The sequence below is a fragment of the Mesorhizobium sp. RCAM 06353 genome (assembly GCF_059683585.1).
Genome location: NZ_JCASIY010000002.1, coordinates 611,111 through 627,401, shown reverse-complemented (window position 1 = coordinate 627,401; position 16,291 = coordinate 611,111). Strand labels below are relative to the sequence as shown.

7 protein-coding genes and 3 pseudogenes are annotated in these 16,291 nt (G+C 59.5%); 1 reads left to right on the top strand and 9 read right to left on the bottom strand.

Annotated elements, in window-relative coordinates; translation table 11 throughout:
- Positions 1–70: 70 nt before the first annotated feature.
- On the bottom strand, positions 71–2,161 hold the full coding sequence (locus tag AC56QX_RS39230; protein WP_497118616.1) for a prolyl oligopeptidase family serine peptidase: 2,091 nt from the start codon (positions 2,159–2,161) through the stop codon (positions 71–73).
- Positions 2,162–2,798: 637 nt separating this feature from the next.
- Between AC56QX_RS39230 and AC56QX_RS39225 the strand changes: the two genes are divergently transcribed.
- Positions 2,799–3,071 (top strand): lysozyme family protein, encoded by a 273-nt coding sequence (locus AC56QX_RS39225; RefSeq protein WP_183455267.1) that lies wholly within the window; start codon positions 2,799–2,801, stop codon positions 3,069–3,071.
- Between the two features lie 562 nt (positions 3,072–3,633).
- Here the strand turns inward: AC56QX_RS39225 and AC56QX_RS39220 are convergent.
- The 8 genes and pseudogenes from AC56QX_RS39220 to AC56QX_RS39185 all read right to left on the bottom strand — a co-directional run.
- Positions 3,634–4,623 (bottom strand): annotated as a pseudogene (locus AC56QX_RS39220) (adenosine kinase); the annotation flags it as partial.
- Positions 4,624–4,729: 106 nt separating this feature from the next.
- Positions 4,730–5,904 (bottom strand): annotated as a pseudogene (gene metK, locus AC56QX_RS39215) (methionine adenosyltransferase).
- A 55-nt stretch (positions 5,905–5,959) separates the two neighbouring features.
- On the bottom strand, positions 5,960–7,297 hold the full coding sequence (gene glyA, locus AC56QX_RS39210) for a serine hydroxymethyltransferase (RefSeq protein ID WP_497118888.1): 1,338 nt from the start codon (positions 7,295–7,297) through the stop codon (positions 5,960–5,962).
- Positions 7,298–9,657: 2,360 nt separating this feature from the next.
- Positions 9,658–9,812: pseudogene (locus tag AC56QX_RS39205) on the bottom strand (IS6 family transposase); the annotation flags it as partial.
- A 168-nt stretch (positions 9,813–9,980) separates the two neighbouring features.
- Positions 9,981–10,511, bottom strand: a complete 531-nt coding sequence (locus AC56QX_RS39200; RefSeq protein WP_475461266.1) for a tetratricopeptide repeat protein — start codon at positions 10,509–10,511, stop codon at positions 9,981–9,983.
- A 15-nt stretch (positions 10,512–10,526) separates the two neighbouring features.
- Positions 10,527–12,632, bottom strand: coding sequence for a type III secretion system export apparatus subunit SctV (gene sctV, locus AC56QX_RS39195; protein ID WP_497118615.1), 2,106 nt, complete (start codon positions 12,630–12,632; stop codon positions 10,527–10,529).
- 420 nt (positions 12,633–13,052) lie between these two features.
- On the bottom strand, positions 13,053–13,943 hold the full coding sequence (locus AC56QX_RS39190) for a SctD/MshK family protein (RefSeq protein ID WP_497118887.1): 891 nt from the start codon (positions 13,941–13,943) through the stop codon (positions 13,053–13,055).
- 404 nt (positions 13,944–14,347) lie between these two features.
- Positions 14,348–14,629, bottom strand: coding sequence for a nodulation protein NopC (locus tag AC56QX_RS39185; protein ID WP_475461261.1), 282 nt, complete (start codon positions 14,627–14,629; stop codon positions 14,348–14,350).
- Positions 14,630–16,291 lie beyond the last annotated feature (1,662 nt).

Below are 16,291 nucleotides of genomic sequence, written 5' to 3'. Positions count from 1 at the left end.
GCACGCTTCCGCAATCATCGACATGTGCTAACTTTATTTGAAACGTAGTCATCCTCTGGGTTGCGCCTACCTATCGACCGCTATCGGCTTGCCAACCGATCGCACTGCGAAGGAAATTGTTGCCCAGGGCAATGAATGCGGCCCGCTCGCGATTGTCCTTGCCGTAGCCGTGCCCGCCCGCGCTGGGCTCGTAAAAGTAAGCGGGATATCCAAGAGCCTGCAGCTTTGCAGCCATCTTGCGGGCGTGGCCTGGGTGGACGCGGTCGTCGCGTTTCGTGGTGGCGAGTAGGATAGGCGGATAGGGCTCTCCGGGTATCGCCGCGTGATAGGCGGAGATTTCTTTCAGGAAAGTCCAATCGTCCGGCTTGTCGGGATCGCCATATTCGTCAATCCAGCTCGCGCCCGCCAAAAGCTTGGTGTAGCGGCGCATGTCGATAAGCGGGATTGTGCAGAACAGCGCGCCGAAATGCTCAGGATAGCGGGTAAGCATGTTGGCGATCAGGAGGCCGCCATTTGAGGCGCCCTCGGCGGCAATCCGCCACGGCCGCGTAATGCCCCTTCGCACCAGGTCGGCGGCAACGGCGGCGAAATCGTCGTGGGTGAGGCGCTTGCCCTCCCTGCGCCCCGCCTCGTGCCAGCGGGTGCCGAACTCGCCGCCGCCCCGTATGTTCGCCACCACGCACGTGCCGCCGCGTTCGAGCCACAGCTTGCCGATCGAGGAGTTGTAGTGGGGCAGGCGCGATATGCCGAACCCGCCATAGGCGGTAAGGTGAACCGGGGCATCCCCGTTTCCGTTCGCCGGGCCGACCTGCGTATAGGGGATCATCTCACCATCGATCGAGACCGCCTCGTGGCGCGTGACCACCAGTGCGGATGCGTCGAAATTCTCCGGGTTGCGCTTCAGGATTAGTGAAGCGCTGAGAGGCGGCGCGGCATTGAGATCGAATAGGGAAAGCTGCGGCGGCGTAATCGGATCCTGAGTCCAGACCAAGACCTCTCCATTGGTTTCGTGACCTTCTGCGTCGAGTGACCAGAGTTGGACATTGTTCGCGCCGGGCACGGTGTCCAGGGTTCGGCGCGTCCATTCCTGGGGACCGGGGGTGAACATCTCGAATCGCGGAACGAGGTTGCTGAAGTAGGAGCTGACGAGTTTCCCCTCATTCCAGAAGAATGACTGCAGGGAACGCCTTTCGGCTGGTTCAAACAGGGTACTAAATCCGCGCTCGCCGGCCAGAAAGGAGGAAAGCGAGATGCCAATCAGCGCGTCGGCGTCATAGGTCGTCCCGGCAACCGTCCATGCTCTGCGCGGCTTTACCGCCAGCCAGTCGCCGAAGCCATCCCACCAGGCGTCCCGAGGAAGGTCGATTTCAATCTTCGGCCCGCTCTTGTCGCCGGTTCGGACTATCTGCTCGAAGAAGCCAGTATTCTCAATGAACCAAAGGCGCTCGCTCTCGGTGGTGCGGTCCAGATAGCCAGACACGCCGAGGGTTTCGGAACCGGTCTCGAAGATTACCGGCGCGGTGAGGGGATCCGCGCCACGCTTCCACAGCCGCACGGTGCGCGCGTAGCCGGAGCGGGTGGCCATGCCATCACCAAGCGCACTGGAAAGCAGAAGCGTGTCAGGGTCGAGCCAATCAATGGAGCCCTTGGCCTCCGGGAGATTGAAACCGTCAGCGACAATGCTCAGAGACATCAGGTCGAATTCGCGATGTACGACCGCGTCGCTGCCACCGCGCGACAGGCGCAGAACGGCCTTTTCGCGTCTCTGCGGCTCGATCGACGCGCCGCCCCAGACCCAGTCTTCTCCGTCGCTAGCCGCGAGGGCATCCAGATCGAGCAGTAGCTCCCACTGGGGATCCGCCTTCATGTAGGCGGCAAGGGTGGTCCGGCGCCACAGTCCGCGCGGATTTCCGGCATCTTGCCAGAAATTGTAGAGGTACTGACCGCGGCGCGTAATCAGGGGAATCTTGTCGGGACGGTCGAAAATCGCTGTCAGGGCCGCGCGGTCGCGCTCGAACCGCGTTCCCCCGCAGTGCTTCAGCGTCCTTGCCGACTGGCTGGCGGTCCAGTCAAGGGCCCGTTCGCCTTCCACATCTTCGAGCCAAAGGTAGGGATCATCGTCGGGAGCGTTCAGTGTGGGGCGGAAATCGAATTCGGTCATGTCGGGATAACCAGAGGAATGAAGGCGCAATGGCTTTCGTGGGCTCGGGAACGCTCAGTGTTCGCGGCGGCGACCGCATGTTCGAAAAGCGTAATCATCAGGTGGGTTCTTCTCTGTCGGTGCGGCGCGGCAGTGCCATTGCGGATAGGACTGCATGTGTCGTGCCAACTAGAAACATCGTTTCAGAACAATGCGATCACGCTGATGGCGCTGTGTCTCATGTCCGACATCGTCGGAAATCCGACAACGACTGCATCCGTAAGCGCCTGATCGGTCTCCTGCGCGCGCTCGTTGGGCATTGCGGAAGACTCAAGCAGTGAGGCTCATCGTGAACTTGGTTGGACGCGACGTCTTGGTTTAAGACGAGCAACTCATCGTCAACTGCATTGCCCACGCCGTCATCCCCGCCGGCATGGCTGGTGACCGCTGACACCGCCAGCGTACCATCCAGAACTCCAGCACGATCGCCTGGCGCGGCTCGTCGGCTGCCGCTCCTGTCTCAAACCTTGATTATGAGCTACCTATGCTCTACGCTGCCCTATTCAGCCGCACGGCGATCCAGGTTTGGCGCCGGAGATCGTCGCGAGTTCATTGAGCCCGATCCGCTTGCCATTACCTTTGATCCGGCAATCGGGTCATGCTGGTTCCCCCCGGACAACCACACCTTGATCAAGCCATCGCTTTGTCCGGGCAGTATATCGGCACGGCCGTCATGCGCGTCCCTGCCACGCGGTATTCGGATGGGGTAGGTGCTTCCTTGGAGCTGAAGCCCGACCTGGCGGACGCCTGCGCCAACATCCGTATGGCATGGAGCTTTCGGCAAGGCTACGGCATCAACACAGATGGTACGGCAATACGATCGATGAGGCCTCGACGGGAAAAGACGGCGGAGGGAGCAACGAGGCGATGATAGGCAGCCGTTGCGGTCGACATGCGCGACGAATTCTTGAAGGGGGCGCCGAGATCTGTCTCGTACGATCCGCTTATGAGGGAGCCATGCGCAGCACTTGCCCATTTGAGACCCGCGGCCGAGAAGGCGCAAAGGGCTAAGGCGGGCTAGCTGAAGGGCGTAGCGCCGAGACGCAGCTATCTCGCGAACTGCCCTGTGTCGGTCCTAACTATTCAAAAAGGAAGAACAGGTCGACCGCGAGGGATCGGTGCGCGATTTCTGTGGGTGTTTTAAACCGCCCGGCCAGAATCTGGCACGGTGGTGCCAAAGGAGAACTGAAGCACGGCTCCGGCGCCAAGGTTTCGCTTTGCCCAGCAGCAACTCTCTGCCTAAATCCGATTGAGACGAGGCTTGGCTCTGCCGCCGCGAAGACACGATGGAACCCAGATATTATCCCTCTGCTGATCTGGACGCAGACGGAAAGCCGCCGCCTATCGGGGATCGTGGGGTTTCAATTTACCCGCGGTCCCTGGACAGCCTTCTCAACGGGAAGGCGAGAGCCAGCGATTGGAACGTGCGGATGGACGAGTCCCGCCTGCTCGGCCTCGCGGCGCAGGTTCTGGCGCGGGCGCGGGCCGATCTGCTGGATCACCAATCCGGCCGCCAGTGAGCCAAGATCGCCGCAGGTCTTGAGGTCGCGTCCTTGCGTGTAGCCATGCAGGAAACCGGCGGCATAGAGGTCGCCGGCGCCTGTCGTGTCGACCAGTTCCTTGATCGCCGTCGCCTGGATGACCACGATCTCGTCGCCGCGCACGATGACCGAGCCCTTTTCCGAGCGGGTGACGGCGGCGATCTTGCAATCCTTGCGGATCTGCGCCAGCGCCTCGTCGAACGACGATGTCTGGTAGAGCGACTTGATCTCGTGGCTGTTGGCAAAAACGATATCGACGGTGCCCGAACGCATCAGGTCGAGGAACTCGTCGCGGTAGCGGTCGACGCAGAACGAATCCGAAAGCGTCATCGACACCTCGCGGCCCGCCGCGTGCGCCAGCCTCGCTGTCTGCCGGATCGCTTCCTTGGCGCGTGGCGGATCCCACAGATAGCCCTCGAAATAGGTGACCTTGGCGCCGGAAGCCTTGTCGGCCTCGACATCTTCCGGCCCTAGCTCGACGCAGGCGCCGAGATAGGTGTTCATAGAGCGTTCGCCGTCGGGGGTGACGAAGATCATCGAGCGCGCCGTCGGCGGCAGGCCCTTGAGCGGCCTGGTGTCGAAGGCGACGCCCTGCGCATGGATGTCGTGGGCGTAGATTTCGCCGAGCGGATCATTCGACACCTTGCCGAAGAAGGCGGCGCGACCGCCGAAGCTGGCGACACCCGCCGCCGTGTTGCCGGCGCTGCCGCCGGAGGCCTCGATCGCCGGCCCCATGCGGCTGTAGAGCAATTCGGCGCGCTGGGTGTCGATGAGGTTCATCGCGCCCTTGATGATGCCGTTGGTCTCGAGGAATTCCTCGTCGCACTGGGCGATGATGTCGACAATGGCATTGCCGATGCAAAGCACGTCATATTCCGGCATCAAAGTCTCCGCTCAACGGTCCGCTGGCCTTCTGCCATGCCGGCCGGGCGCGGGTCTCGGGAGTTGGAATGGGTTGCCGCATGTAGCTGGATCCAACATCGGCGCCTCACGCAGCTGCCGGTCCTGCCTCACGCAGCAAGTCGTCAGCTCTGTCCGTCTTCTCCCATGTGAACTCAGGCTCTTCACGGCCGAAGTGTCCGTATGTCGCGGTCTTGCGGTAAATCGGGCGCAAGAGATCAAGCATCTTGATGATGCCTTTCGGTCGGAGATCGAAAAGATCGAGAATAAGGTGCTCGATCTTTTTTCCTCGATCTTTGCGGTCCCGAAAGTGTTGACGAGGATAGACACCGGGGCAGCCACGCCGATTGCGTAGGCAAGCTGAACCTCGCAGACCTCCGCAAGGCCGCTGGCAACGACATTCTTTGCGACGTACCGCGCGGCATAGGCGGCCGAGCGGTCAACCTTGGATGGGTCCTTGCCCGAGAAGGCGCCGCCGCCGTGACGACCCATCCCACCGTAGGAATCGACGATGATCTTGCGTCCGGTGAGCCCGCAGTCGCCGCGTGGCCCACCGACCACGAACCGGCCGGTTGGATTGACCAGGAACCTGATCCCCGTCGTGTCCAAGTTGGGAGGCAGGACCGGCTTTATGATCTCCTCGATGACGCCTTCGCGGACCGTTTCTTGTGAGACTTCCTCCGCATGCTGCGTCGACAGGACTATGGTATCCAGCGCCACCGGGCGCAAACCTTCATAGCGGACGGACACTTGAGATTTTACGTCCGGGCGCAGCCAGCCAAGCTGTCCCGCCTTCCGCACCTCCGCCTGCCTTTTCGTCAGACTGTGGGCGAGTTGGATCGGCAAAGGCATGAGTGTATCGGTCTCGCTGCATGCGAAGCCAAACATGAGGCCCTGGTCCCCCGCTCCCTGGTCGAGATCCTGCCCTCGTCCCTCGTCAACGCCCTGGCTAATGTCGGGCGACTGCTCGGTGAGAGCCAGAACGACGGCGCAACGGCGACCATCAAAGCCGATGGCATCGTCATCGTATCCAATATCGAGTATCGTCTCGCGGGCAACTTGGCTGTAATCGACCTGCGCATCGCTAGTGATCTCGCCAGCCAGAACGACCATCCCTGTTTTCACCAACGCTTCGCACGCGACGCGCGCCTTCGGATCGGTGCGGAGGATCGCATCCAGGATGGCATCCGAGATGTTGTCGGCCATCTTATCCGGGTGTCCCGCGCCGACGGATTCGGAAGAGAATACGAACTGCCTAGTCATTGAATGTCCTCGCTTCAGATGTTGGAGTTAGGTGGCAACCTTCGATTTGCCCGCCTTACCTGTCGGTGATGCCAGGGACCTCGAACGCAGCGCAGAAGTCGGCGACCTCTCTCCGCACCCTGGCATGGACATCCGGATCATTGGGCTGGCGGCAGACCAGGTCGATGAAGGCGGCAATCTGCACCATTTCCGCCTCGCGCATGCCCATGGACGTCATTGCTGGCGACCCCAGGCGAATTCCGCTTGTGACCGCCGGATGGCGCGGGTCGCCCGGCACCATGTTAAAATTCGTAATGATGCCTGCCTTTGCCAATCGCTCCGCATAGGCTTTGCCTGACAGTGGTCGATCGCGCATATCAAGGATCAGCATGTGATTGTCAGTCCCCCCGGTGACCAGGTCATACCCTCGCTCCAGAAGCGCCTGGGCCAGCGCCTTGGCATTCTTGACGATCTGCTGACCGTAGACACGGAAGGACGGGTTCGCGGCTTCCTGCAAAGTGACAGCTAGAGCGGCGATGATATTCATATGCGGTCCGCCCTGCAGGAGAGGGAACACCGCACGGTCTATACGTTTGGCGAGATTGTGTTTGCTTTTCGGATGATAGAGCGCCTGGTAGCGATCTTCATTCCTTGACAAAATGAAGCCCCCGCGGGGACCGCGGATTGACTTGTGAGACGTGCTGCTGACGACGTCGCAATGGCCGACGGGGTTCGGGTGCGCTCCTGCGACAATCAGGCCACTGATGTGTGCGATGTCGGCCACCAGATAGGAGTTCACCTCCGAAGCGATTTCGGCCATTGCCGCATAGTCAAAAACACGCGGATAAGCCGTTCCGCCGACCCAAATGAGTTTCGGCCGTTCCCGCTTGGCCGTCTCGCGCAAGCGGTGATAGTCAATCTGCTGCGTCTTTTCGTGCAGCCCATAGGGGACGCGTTTGTAATCAGCGCCGGAGAAGTTGACGGCCCATCCATGTGTCAGATGACCCCCACCGGGGAGAGACAAGCCCATCACCTTGTCGCCCGGGCTCAAAAGCGCGCGATAGACAGCCTGATTGGCCGGCGAGCCGGAATAAGGCTGGACGTTGGCGTGTTCGCTGCCAAATAGTGTTTTCAAGCGCTCAATGGCGAGGTTCTCAAGCTCATCGACGATCTCGTTTCCCGCGTAGTAGCGCGCACCGGGGTATCCCTCGGCGTACTTGTTCGTGAAAATCGAGCCGGCCGCTTCCAGCACGGCCGAAGAGGCGAAGTTCTCAGAAGCGATCAGTTTGAGCGTCGTGCGCTCCTGCCGCTCCTGTCTTAGAAGCAGTTCGTGAACGCGGCAATCGACCGCGGCCAAGGGAGACCGTCCGTAGGTGTCGGGCTGCGCGATGGCGCCGTCGGCGGAGTTGTCCATGATAGTTTCGCGCTCCGCTTTTTTGGGTTGGTCTGTCTCGACGATTAAGCAGGAGGTCCCCTTCGCCCGAGCGTCTTGCATCGTCGCTTCGAGGCGTTGTAGGTCTCGTTTATGATGGCCATGGTTGGGGGGCAGGAGATCGACCAAGAATTGAACCAGCCCGCCGTCCTTGCCTCCTGCTTTCAGATAGTAGGAGCGACGTTGATCGTCGCACCAAAGAAAATCGGCTCTGGCGAGCAGCCTAAGGTGTCGCAGAACGTGTTCGCGACGCAGACCCATAATCTCGGCCAGCTGGCAGACAGTTAGGTCTGCATGCGCGCAAAGGCCCAGGATTCGAAGGCGATCAAGATGCGCTGCCGTCCGCAGACGTCTGACCAGTGTCATCATCGGTCAGCACCAATCCGGGTAGCATAAGCAAACATTGCCACTTCCATCTCCTTCAACCAGGATGAGATCTCTTCTTGGCATTCGCTCAATCGAAGACTAAATGCTGCGCGGCGGCCGGACATATGAAACAAGTCAGGGTTTTTCCGCCAGGGACTTGGATGTTGTGGCGAGCGTATCATTGCAGACAATTTTTTTGCGCTAAGTCTCTGTGAATTTCGTTGAAGGATATATTTCAACCCCAGAAAATGGACATTGCGATATGCTGGTCAGGCAGTGAGGCCGGCGAACTGCTTGGCCAGGCAGGTATGCGGAATCAAACGTCTACCTCGTCTGTCGTTTTTGCACGACTGGATCAGTGTTTTTGGAAGCGTCGGCCGGTAAACCTTTCGATGCCGTCCTCAGCCCGGCCAGTAGGGGGCGCCGCGCTGTTTGCGAAACGTCCTGTCACGTTGAGGGAGTGTCTGTTGGGATTGGTGACAATGTGACACGGTTTCGCCACAATTTAGCCGCGCCGATGCCCCAATGTTTGACGAGATACGCGGCGTTGCCTGAGACGGTTCGGTCCGGCACCGGCTCGTAGCCCCCCGCCCACGGGTCAGCGTCGGATCGAACCTCGGCTTTCCTGGAAAATGAAACTACTCCCCAGAATAGCCCTCCCGAAATTGCAGAGGCTTCTTCTGGAGATAATTCGGTCAAACCGTAAGCTGACATATCCGCCCTCATTGTTGTCTCCTTTCTAGAGCTCAAATAGGACGATGAATCCGTGATGCCGGTCCGCGGCAGGTGCCGCCGCACAATGAGAACCTCAAGAGTCATGCCAACCCGCGCAGGAAGCGCCTCAGAACAACCGTTCCGAATGTCTATTCAATGGCTCAACTGAGAGTGCGGCGGCACGCCGACTGAAACATCACCCTGTTTGGGACGCGACAAACCCGACAACACGGAGCGCGAGGTGCGAGAACGGCAACGAGTAAATTGTGCAATCGGGCGAGCCGCTGACGCTTGTGCTGAACCGCGCGGCCCGCGAAGTCAGTCTGTCGTCCGGATGCTCGACCGCAGTTGCCCCCGCCCAGAGGGCCAAATCACCGCGGCCCTCATTGGCCTTCGACGACCTTCGACTCGTCGGCTTCTCGAAAGCGCCAGTTGTCAGAGCAATGAGGAAATTCATGGCAGGGTGGCAATTTGCGAGCCTTGATCAACCAGAGGGGCCATAACAGTGTCGGCTGTGAGTCCTGCCGGAACGCACACGCCAGACAGTGACCCACGCAGGGCTGCCGGATCCGCTCCCCCGGAGTGCGCCACCGAACCGGCGGATCTCGGTTCCGGCGGCGACAGGCGTGCCGATCTCGACGGCCGCCACCTCGTTGGCCTCAAGCCCCCCATCTGACCTGCGGCAAAGGATTGATCCCGCCTCGCCCATTCCGGCGCCGCTGCAACGGTGCACCCGACTTTAACATGACCGCTCATCATGGGATGAGGCTCGGCTGCCGTTGGTCGATCCGGCGGACGAACTTCCGGCACCACTTCCAGGTCCGCCGCGCGATTCGGATGGCGGCTACCACCACGCGACAAGCGCCCCCGCCATGGAAGAGATCGTCTCGACATCAGGTGCAGTTCCGGCATCCCGCTCGAACACATGCGGTGCTCGCCTCAGCGCCATCGCTCTCTCGCGTGCACGCCTCGTGAGGCTAGCAAAGGGGATGGAATGTGCCCGACGGCTCGGCCGCAGCATGCAGGATCAGGAACGACCATGGCTGCCGCGCCCGCGATCGTGCCAGTGCACTCCGCTCGACTTCCCGGAGTGCAACGTCTCTGTTTCGAGAGCTTGCCAAGATAGCGCTTGTGCCGCGCCATGTCGCATCATAGATGCGCCCCGCATAACCACCAGGGCGGGGACGCCGCAGCAGATTGCCGCTTCGATGCAAGAGCCGCCGCCCCGCGCTGCAATACCGTCTCAAATACTTTGTCGATCATCGCCTGCTCAGTCGTCGAATGTACTCGATCCGGAACTTCCTGACCCAACGACGGATTGTCTCGTAGGGGACCACAATGCCGCGCTCCAGCAGCATTTCGTCAACCAGACCCAAGCTCAGCGGAAATCGGAATAAAGCCGGACCGCGTGAGCAATGACCTCGGGCGGCCGTGGCGATGTAGCTAACGGGCGAACCGTTCATACCGTCGCCCTATGCTCCAAAAGCTGACCGCCAGTTAACGTAATACCGCCTGCATACCTGCTGTGTCTGCTTGTGTAGGTCCAATGCCGTCACAGCTCGCGTACAGCGCTCCCGCTATGCCTCTATCGCGATGGTGCCAACGCACTCCGTTTGGACTTCCCGTCAAACGCTAGCGACAGGTCGAGATTATGGTGCAACATCTGATTCTCTGGCTCTGCTTCGAGAGCTTGGCGGTATAGCGCTTGTGCCGCGTCATGCCGCCCCTCGTTATCCAAGACAACTCCCTTCGCATTCAATGCACGCAAATTTCCTGGGACGGCAACTAAGACGCTGTCGAGTACCTGAAGCGCCTCATGCGCGCGTTCCTGCGCCAGCAAGGCCTTCGTAAGACGGATTGCCGCATCGACATTGTCCGGATGCTGCTTCAGATCATCCCGCAAAGCTTGCACTTGAGAATCCTGACTGACTGCGCGCCAAATGCGTTCGCGCATAGCCGGATCGATGTTATTGGCGCCCAGCAACTCTGGTGGCGATGTCTCCTTCACTGAAAGACCCGGCTTATTCCAGCTAGTGCAACCCGCGAGAGGCAGAATGGCGAGCACTGCGAAGAGAACTGAGTACGGCGCAGCGACTGCATTCTCATGTGAATTCATGCTTGGTTTTCCCTATCATCGAGCGCTTTGGCTGTCAGTTGGCGGCAACGCCGATATTGCGCGGTTTCCGTGACGTTCCAATATTGGTTCCAGTCGGAGCTTGATCGATCCGGCGGGCTGAATCGTGAAGTCGGAGGCGAGGTCCTGATAAGACAGAACAGCAAGATCGATCCCGTTTCGGCTTAGAAAACCGCGGACGAAACGCCGGACATCCATTGAAGTCAATACGACAGGGAGGGTCTGACCCGGTGCTGCGTTGGAAAGGATTTGACGCACCTGTGATAGCAGCGCTTCGCTTTGCCGATCCTCTAACACGAGATATGGGCCTGCAGCCGAATCCCGAACGGCGCTGCGCATGAAATCCTCAGTCTCACGTTCGATAACGAAGGCGGGCACGATTCCGTGTGTGGCATAGCGGTGACAGATCTGCCGCTTCATGCCAGAACGGACGTATTCCGTGAGCAGTGCGACGTTTTGCTCACGTTCGCTCCATTCGGCCAATGCCTCCAAGACGAGTCGGGTATTGCGGATGGGGATACCTTCATCCAGCAGGCGGCGCAGCACTTCGGCAATCCGAGGGATTGGCGTGGTGCGCAGCACCTCCTTCACCAGATCAGCGTATTCCTGCTCCATGCGACCCAGCAAATGGCGGGTTTCTTGGATGCCCACCAATCGCGGTGCATAGCGGGTCAAGGTCGCATGGATACGCAACGCGAGGCGTTCGCTGGGACGGTGATGCCCGATGCCGGCGGCATTGAGAGCCGGCGCATGGCTTTGTTCAACCCAGATTTTGTCCATTTCTGGATCATGCCGAAATGGGATGCCGCTCGATTCAATGCTCGCCAGATCGTCTGTGAGGGTGAGCTGTGTCGGATTAATCAAATCCTGTTCGACTGGCACGCCCTCGACATCTATCCTGAATTGCGACTCGGGCAGCTGCTGGTCGACCGCGACTGGGATGCGCGGAACGACAATGCCGAGATCGGCTGAGACTAGTTGCGAAACGCGTGCAATGTGCTGTTGCAATTCAACTTGGTCGATCGCATGCGTAAGGCTCGGCGCAAGGAAGAAGGCGATCGGACATGCCTCTGCAGGGACGGTTTCCTTCTCTACTGGCGCTGCAGTTGCAGCATCGACCTTGCCGGCGCCCGGCACATCACCCTTGACAAGGCTTGCCGCGGCGAAGACTGCGGCCAAGATCAGAAAGACGGGCAGGGGGAAACCAGGAACGAACCCCATCACAACCAAGACGCAGGCCGCCAGCCGCAATGCTCGCTTACTGGCGGTGAGTTGCTTGACTATGTCCGTACCAAGGTTGGAACTTGCAGCCCCAGTTACGCGAGTGACGATGGTCGCCGCCGTAATTGAGAGCAGCAGGGCCGGAATCTGCGAGATCAACGCATCACCTATCGTCAGCAGAGTATAGTGATGCAGCACCTCGCCGAACGACATGCCCTTCGAGAGCAGGCCGATCGAAATCCCACCCAGCATGTTGATGAAGATAACCACCAGCCCGGCAATGGCGTCGCCCTTCACAAATTTCATCGCGCCATCCATCGCGCCATAAAGTTGGCTTTCCCTCTCCAATGTGGCGCGCCGCCTGCGCGATTCGTTGGCATCGATGTGGCCGTTGCGTAACTCTGCGTCGACCGCCATTTGCTTGCCCGGCAGAGCGTCGAGCGTGAAGCGCGCCGCCACTTCTGCGACACGTTCGGCGCCCTTCGCGAGGACCATGAATTGCACCATGGTCACGACCAGAAATATGACAAAACCTACGACGATATTGCCTGAGATTACGAAATCGCCGAAGGTGTGGATGATGCTACCTGCCTCCCCCTCGGCCAGGATCAGTCGCGTCGTTGCGATGGTGAGCGCCAGACGGAATACCGTGGATATCAAAATGACGCCGGGCAACGACGAAAAATCGAGTGGCGTGCTGACATACAGGGCGACCAATAACAGCAGTATGGCCAATCCCATATTGAATCCGATCAGCGTGTCGATCACCATGATCGGGATTGGCATGACCATCATAGCTACGGCTAGAAGCAGCATCAACGCGACCATTAAGTCCGGGTTGGCCGGCGCACGCTCGATGAAGTTACGCAAAACGTTGGCCATCCGAGGCCCCTCTATGATGGTTTGAGAATTGCTCTGCTGCTACGCAGCTTTCGAAGACCCATCAGAGGGCATCGCTTGCGCTTGAGAACGAGAGGCAGGCACGAGGACGGCTTGCCAGGAGGTGTACCCAGTCTGTCCAGAACCGTAAGGGCCTCACCGCCGATGACCTTCGAGATGAACGCATACGCGAAAAGCCGCAGCAGCTGAATATCCCGAGAACTACCGTGGGCAGCGAGCCACAACCGGAGCAGCTAGCCTTTGATCAAGCTGCTCCGGTTCTGCCGGAGCAGCACAATTCACCGTAACTCGTCCCTCGGGACGACGATGCCTTCACGCAGCGCACGATAGCGAGGCGACAGGATAGGTGGGGCAGCTTGACCATGGCGTTCTCCTTAATATGGCCTGCGAACTTGGAAATCATTAATACGGGAGAGCAGCAAGGCGGCCATTTCGGCTCAGCAGCACACGACGGTCCTCGATCCGATCGACCATCCACCCATCATCCAAAATGGCGCCGACAAAATACTTCTCACCAGCGATTACAACATACGGCAGGGGCCCACGCCAAACAGCTTCAACGGCGATTGCGGATGGCGCCTTCTCCTCTTTGATGACCACTCCATTGACCAGTGTTAGAGCGCCCTTCGTGCGATGATCGAACCACTGCTGAACCTTCTGCCAACGGATGACCGATGCAGACGTGACGGTCCCTTCAGCGGTCACAACACCCTTGGCGGAGCCGATCTTAATATTGAGCAGGCCCGCTTTGTCGACTTCCTGTTGCAGGTCTTTGGCCGCTGCCACGTTAGTCTGATCGTCAGCGCGGTTATTGCTAAGCTTGGACTCAAGGTCGGCACCAGGTGAATTGGCGCTCAATGCCCCAGCGTTGCCGTAGTAGGAGAAAATGGCCGAGAGCGCGCCGATCCCGAGAGAGCCGAGTAACACCAAGGCAAGCACGGAGATGGAAAGACGTGGTATGCCGATCGCACTGGCTGGCGCAGCATCCTGCACTGACCAGAGAATGGACATCGCGCCTGCATGAATGACGACCGGAAGGGGCACCACAACGCACTCCCCTGCCGCAATATTCCTGTTGTCTTCCATCCTGAGGCCGGCTGCAAGCGCCTCGACCTCGATCGAATTGCCAAGAAGAGTGATACGAAAATGATGCGGCGCGAGTCCTTGCTCGACGAAGATTATATCCGCATCGAGGCCACTGCCGATCAAGCCCGTTTCTAGAGCCGCCTTACCGGTCAGTCCGCAATAGAGCCCCGACAGAACTTCGAAATGAAGGGAAACGGCGTCATTCAAGGATGATCTCCCGAACAAGAAGATAAGCCGCACGGCAATTGCCATGCGGCTTATCTTGGTTCCACATCGCGCCACTTGGGGACACGTTCGGGGCCACTCTAGAGCCCCGCTTCCGACACTACTGAACGCGCTCGTCGGCCGCCTTCTTGATTGTGTTGAGGTTGGTCGTAAGAGTGCGCAGCTGTATACTCCTAGCCGTAGCCTCCAAGCTAACCGCCGTTAGCTCCGCGAGTTGCGCCTGGAACGCGGCAGCCCCAGCAGCTTTGGTAGCTACGTCTACAGCACCTGAGGCGGCAGTTCCAGCCGCACTAGTAGCAGTACCTACTTTACTCATGTTGTTTTCCTTTCTGTTCAAACCGTGCCGTCACCAACAGCACGCACGTCCTGACGCGGACCATCCAACGTCAGGCATCCTCTTCAGTTTCTGCCATAGCATCCTCCGCTTCATCCATGGCATCGCTCGCAATTTGCAGCGCAACCGCACGAAGAGTGCTTTCGAACTCGCTTTGAACTGCAGCTTGGTCAGAAATGGTTGGACGATCCGCCGGTTCGCTCCCGCCAACCGGCCTGCTCTGACCAGAAGACGCGGTGGATCCTTGATGCGGCTGTCCATTCGAATGTCCATGGCCCTTTTGGGCCAAGGAAACACCGATGTTGCCACCTCCACTACCAATTGCTGCGACCATCAGTTACTCCGGCATCTGTTTCCATTGGCGGCGACGCGTAACGAGCTCAATCTCCTCAAGCTATGAGCGTGAGCTTTCGAGAAGCTGACGAGTCTCAACAAAATGCCGCGCTACCGCAAAATAAATGGTCGTGCACGATCTGGCCTTCGTGCGCGGCAAGGTCATGATGTGGACAGTCGGTTCTAGCGCGGCAGTTGTAGTGACGCGAATGATGTTGTCGCCTTAAGAACGCGCAAAGAAAGCCAGGACATGTCAGGCCGTGACTGAGCGCCCACCGTCGGTGCGGTCCTCCTCACAGGTGACGCCGGTTGCCGCCTGCCATCAGGCTGTGCTGTGGCCGTACTCCTGCTCTCCGCTCTCTCTTAGTCACCGATTGCACGCACGCGACGCCTGTTTGTGCCGGTATTAAACGTCTGCGATCCGTGCGTCGGCCGCCCAACCTACGGCGCTACTGCGTGCGCATCACCTGGATATCCATTCGGTCGTCCTACGCTTCCGGCGCGTCCAGGCTGCGCCACCGCGCTATCAATATCCGCTGCCGGTCAGTGACCCGCCGGCCTGAGCGCGTCTGTGCTCCCCGCCTTCGATGCGAAGTTTTTTCAGCGGGCCACCAACGCAGCTTCGGGGAACTAAACGCGGTGTCCACTGGATCATTGCCATCCTTCTTGCGCGAGAGCGTTGACATCAAGCAGGGCGCCACGCCGGAATCGACGTGGCACGAAGGCGGCGGTTGCGTTCATTTGGGCCAGGCAGCGCTCGACGACCAAGCGTCTAAGGATCACCGACAACGCTGAACGTATCTCCCCTGCATCGGAGCTAGACCATGACTGGTATTGGCCGAACCGGGAAATCGCCCATTTGGGAACCTGCAGCCGACCGCATCAGGGGAGGGCACGGCTCTCGCGCTGATCTTGTGAGGAGGCGCTGGGGTAGACGCACGTTCATGGGTTGTGGCGGGCTGTCGAGCAGGACTGATATGTTCTCGACGGGAACGTCCAGGATCGCCGCAGTACCAAGGCCGCTAGGCGCCTGCTCACCGTCTGTTGAACAACAGCCCTGGCACCAACGCGCATCATTACCGACAGCTGCGCTCCTACAGAGCGACGAAACGGCAGGTCATCCCGGATGTCGAGCACCGCGCACAGGGGCCCTAACATTGGGCCAAGAATTCCCACGAGCCGCTGCGAAAGCGCACGAGCAAGGCTTCCGTTCGCTGGAAAACCTGCAGCACTTCTTCGATCTTCTCAACCTTCCGTAATCTGTTCGCGCAGCCGGCTCAAAGAGCTCCATCGCGTCAACGCTATCGCGGAACGGAAAGTTATGGCCCGAGCCTCCGCCTGACATTTTCGTCTGCGCTCCCTTCACGTCCAACTAAGATACCCCAATCGCTAACGCATGAGCCAGGTCGGTTTTTGCGTCCCGAGGAGCCCTTCGTCAGCTAATCGTCAGCTAGGCGGTCTAGACCTGCCACGCCAAGCCAGCCTGAACTCAATGCGAAACATAGGAGTGCGAATCGTCATGTATGGTCAATTGGTGGCTCGTCCGATGTGCACTACCCCACTTTGGCTAAGCTGACCTTGGTAACCGCCCGGCGATCGGACGCAGAAGCCAAAGGCTTGCAGACATGGCTGCCCGGATGCGCTTAGCCGGAGCAGGTGCCAG

Bases quoted from the DNA above. Each gene is read 5' to 3' on its own strand.
- AC56QX_RS39185 (WP_475461261.1), bottom strand. From the start codon at position 14,629: ATGGTCGCAGCAATTGGTAGTGGAGGTGGCAACATCGGTGTTTCCTTG.
- sctV (WP_497118615.1), bottom strand. From the start codon at position 12,632: ATGGCCAACGTTTTGCGTAACTTCATCGAGCGTGCGCCGGCCAACCCG.
- glyA (WP_497118888.1), bottom strand. From the start codon at position 7,297: ATGGACAACTCCGCCGACGGCGCCATCGCGCAGCCCGACACCTACGGA.
- AC56QX_RS39225 (WP_183455267.1), top strand. From the start codon at position 2,799: ATGCTGGTTCCCCCCGGACAACCACACCTTGATCAAGCCATCGCTTTG.
- AC56QX_RS39230 (WP_497118616.1), bottom strand. From the start codon at position 2,161: ATGACCGAATTCGATTTCCGCCCCACACTGAACGCTCCCGACGATGAT.
- AC56QX_RS39200 (WP_475461266.1), bottom strand. From the start codon at position 10,511: ATGAATTCACATGAGAATGCAGTCGCTGCGCCGTACTCAGTTCTCTTC.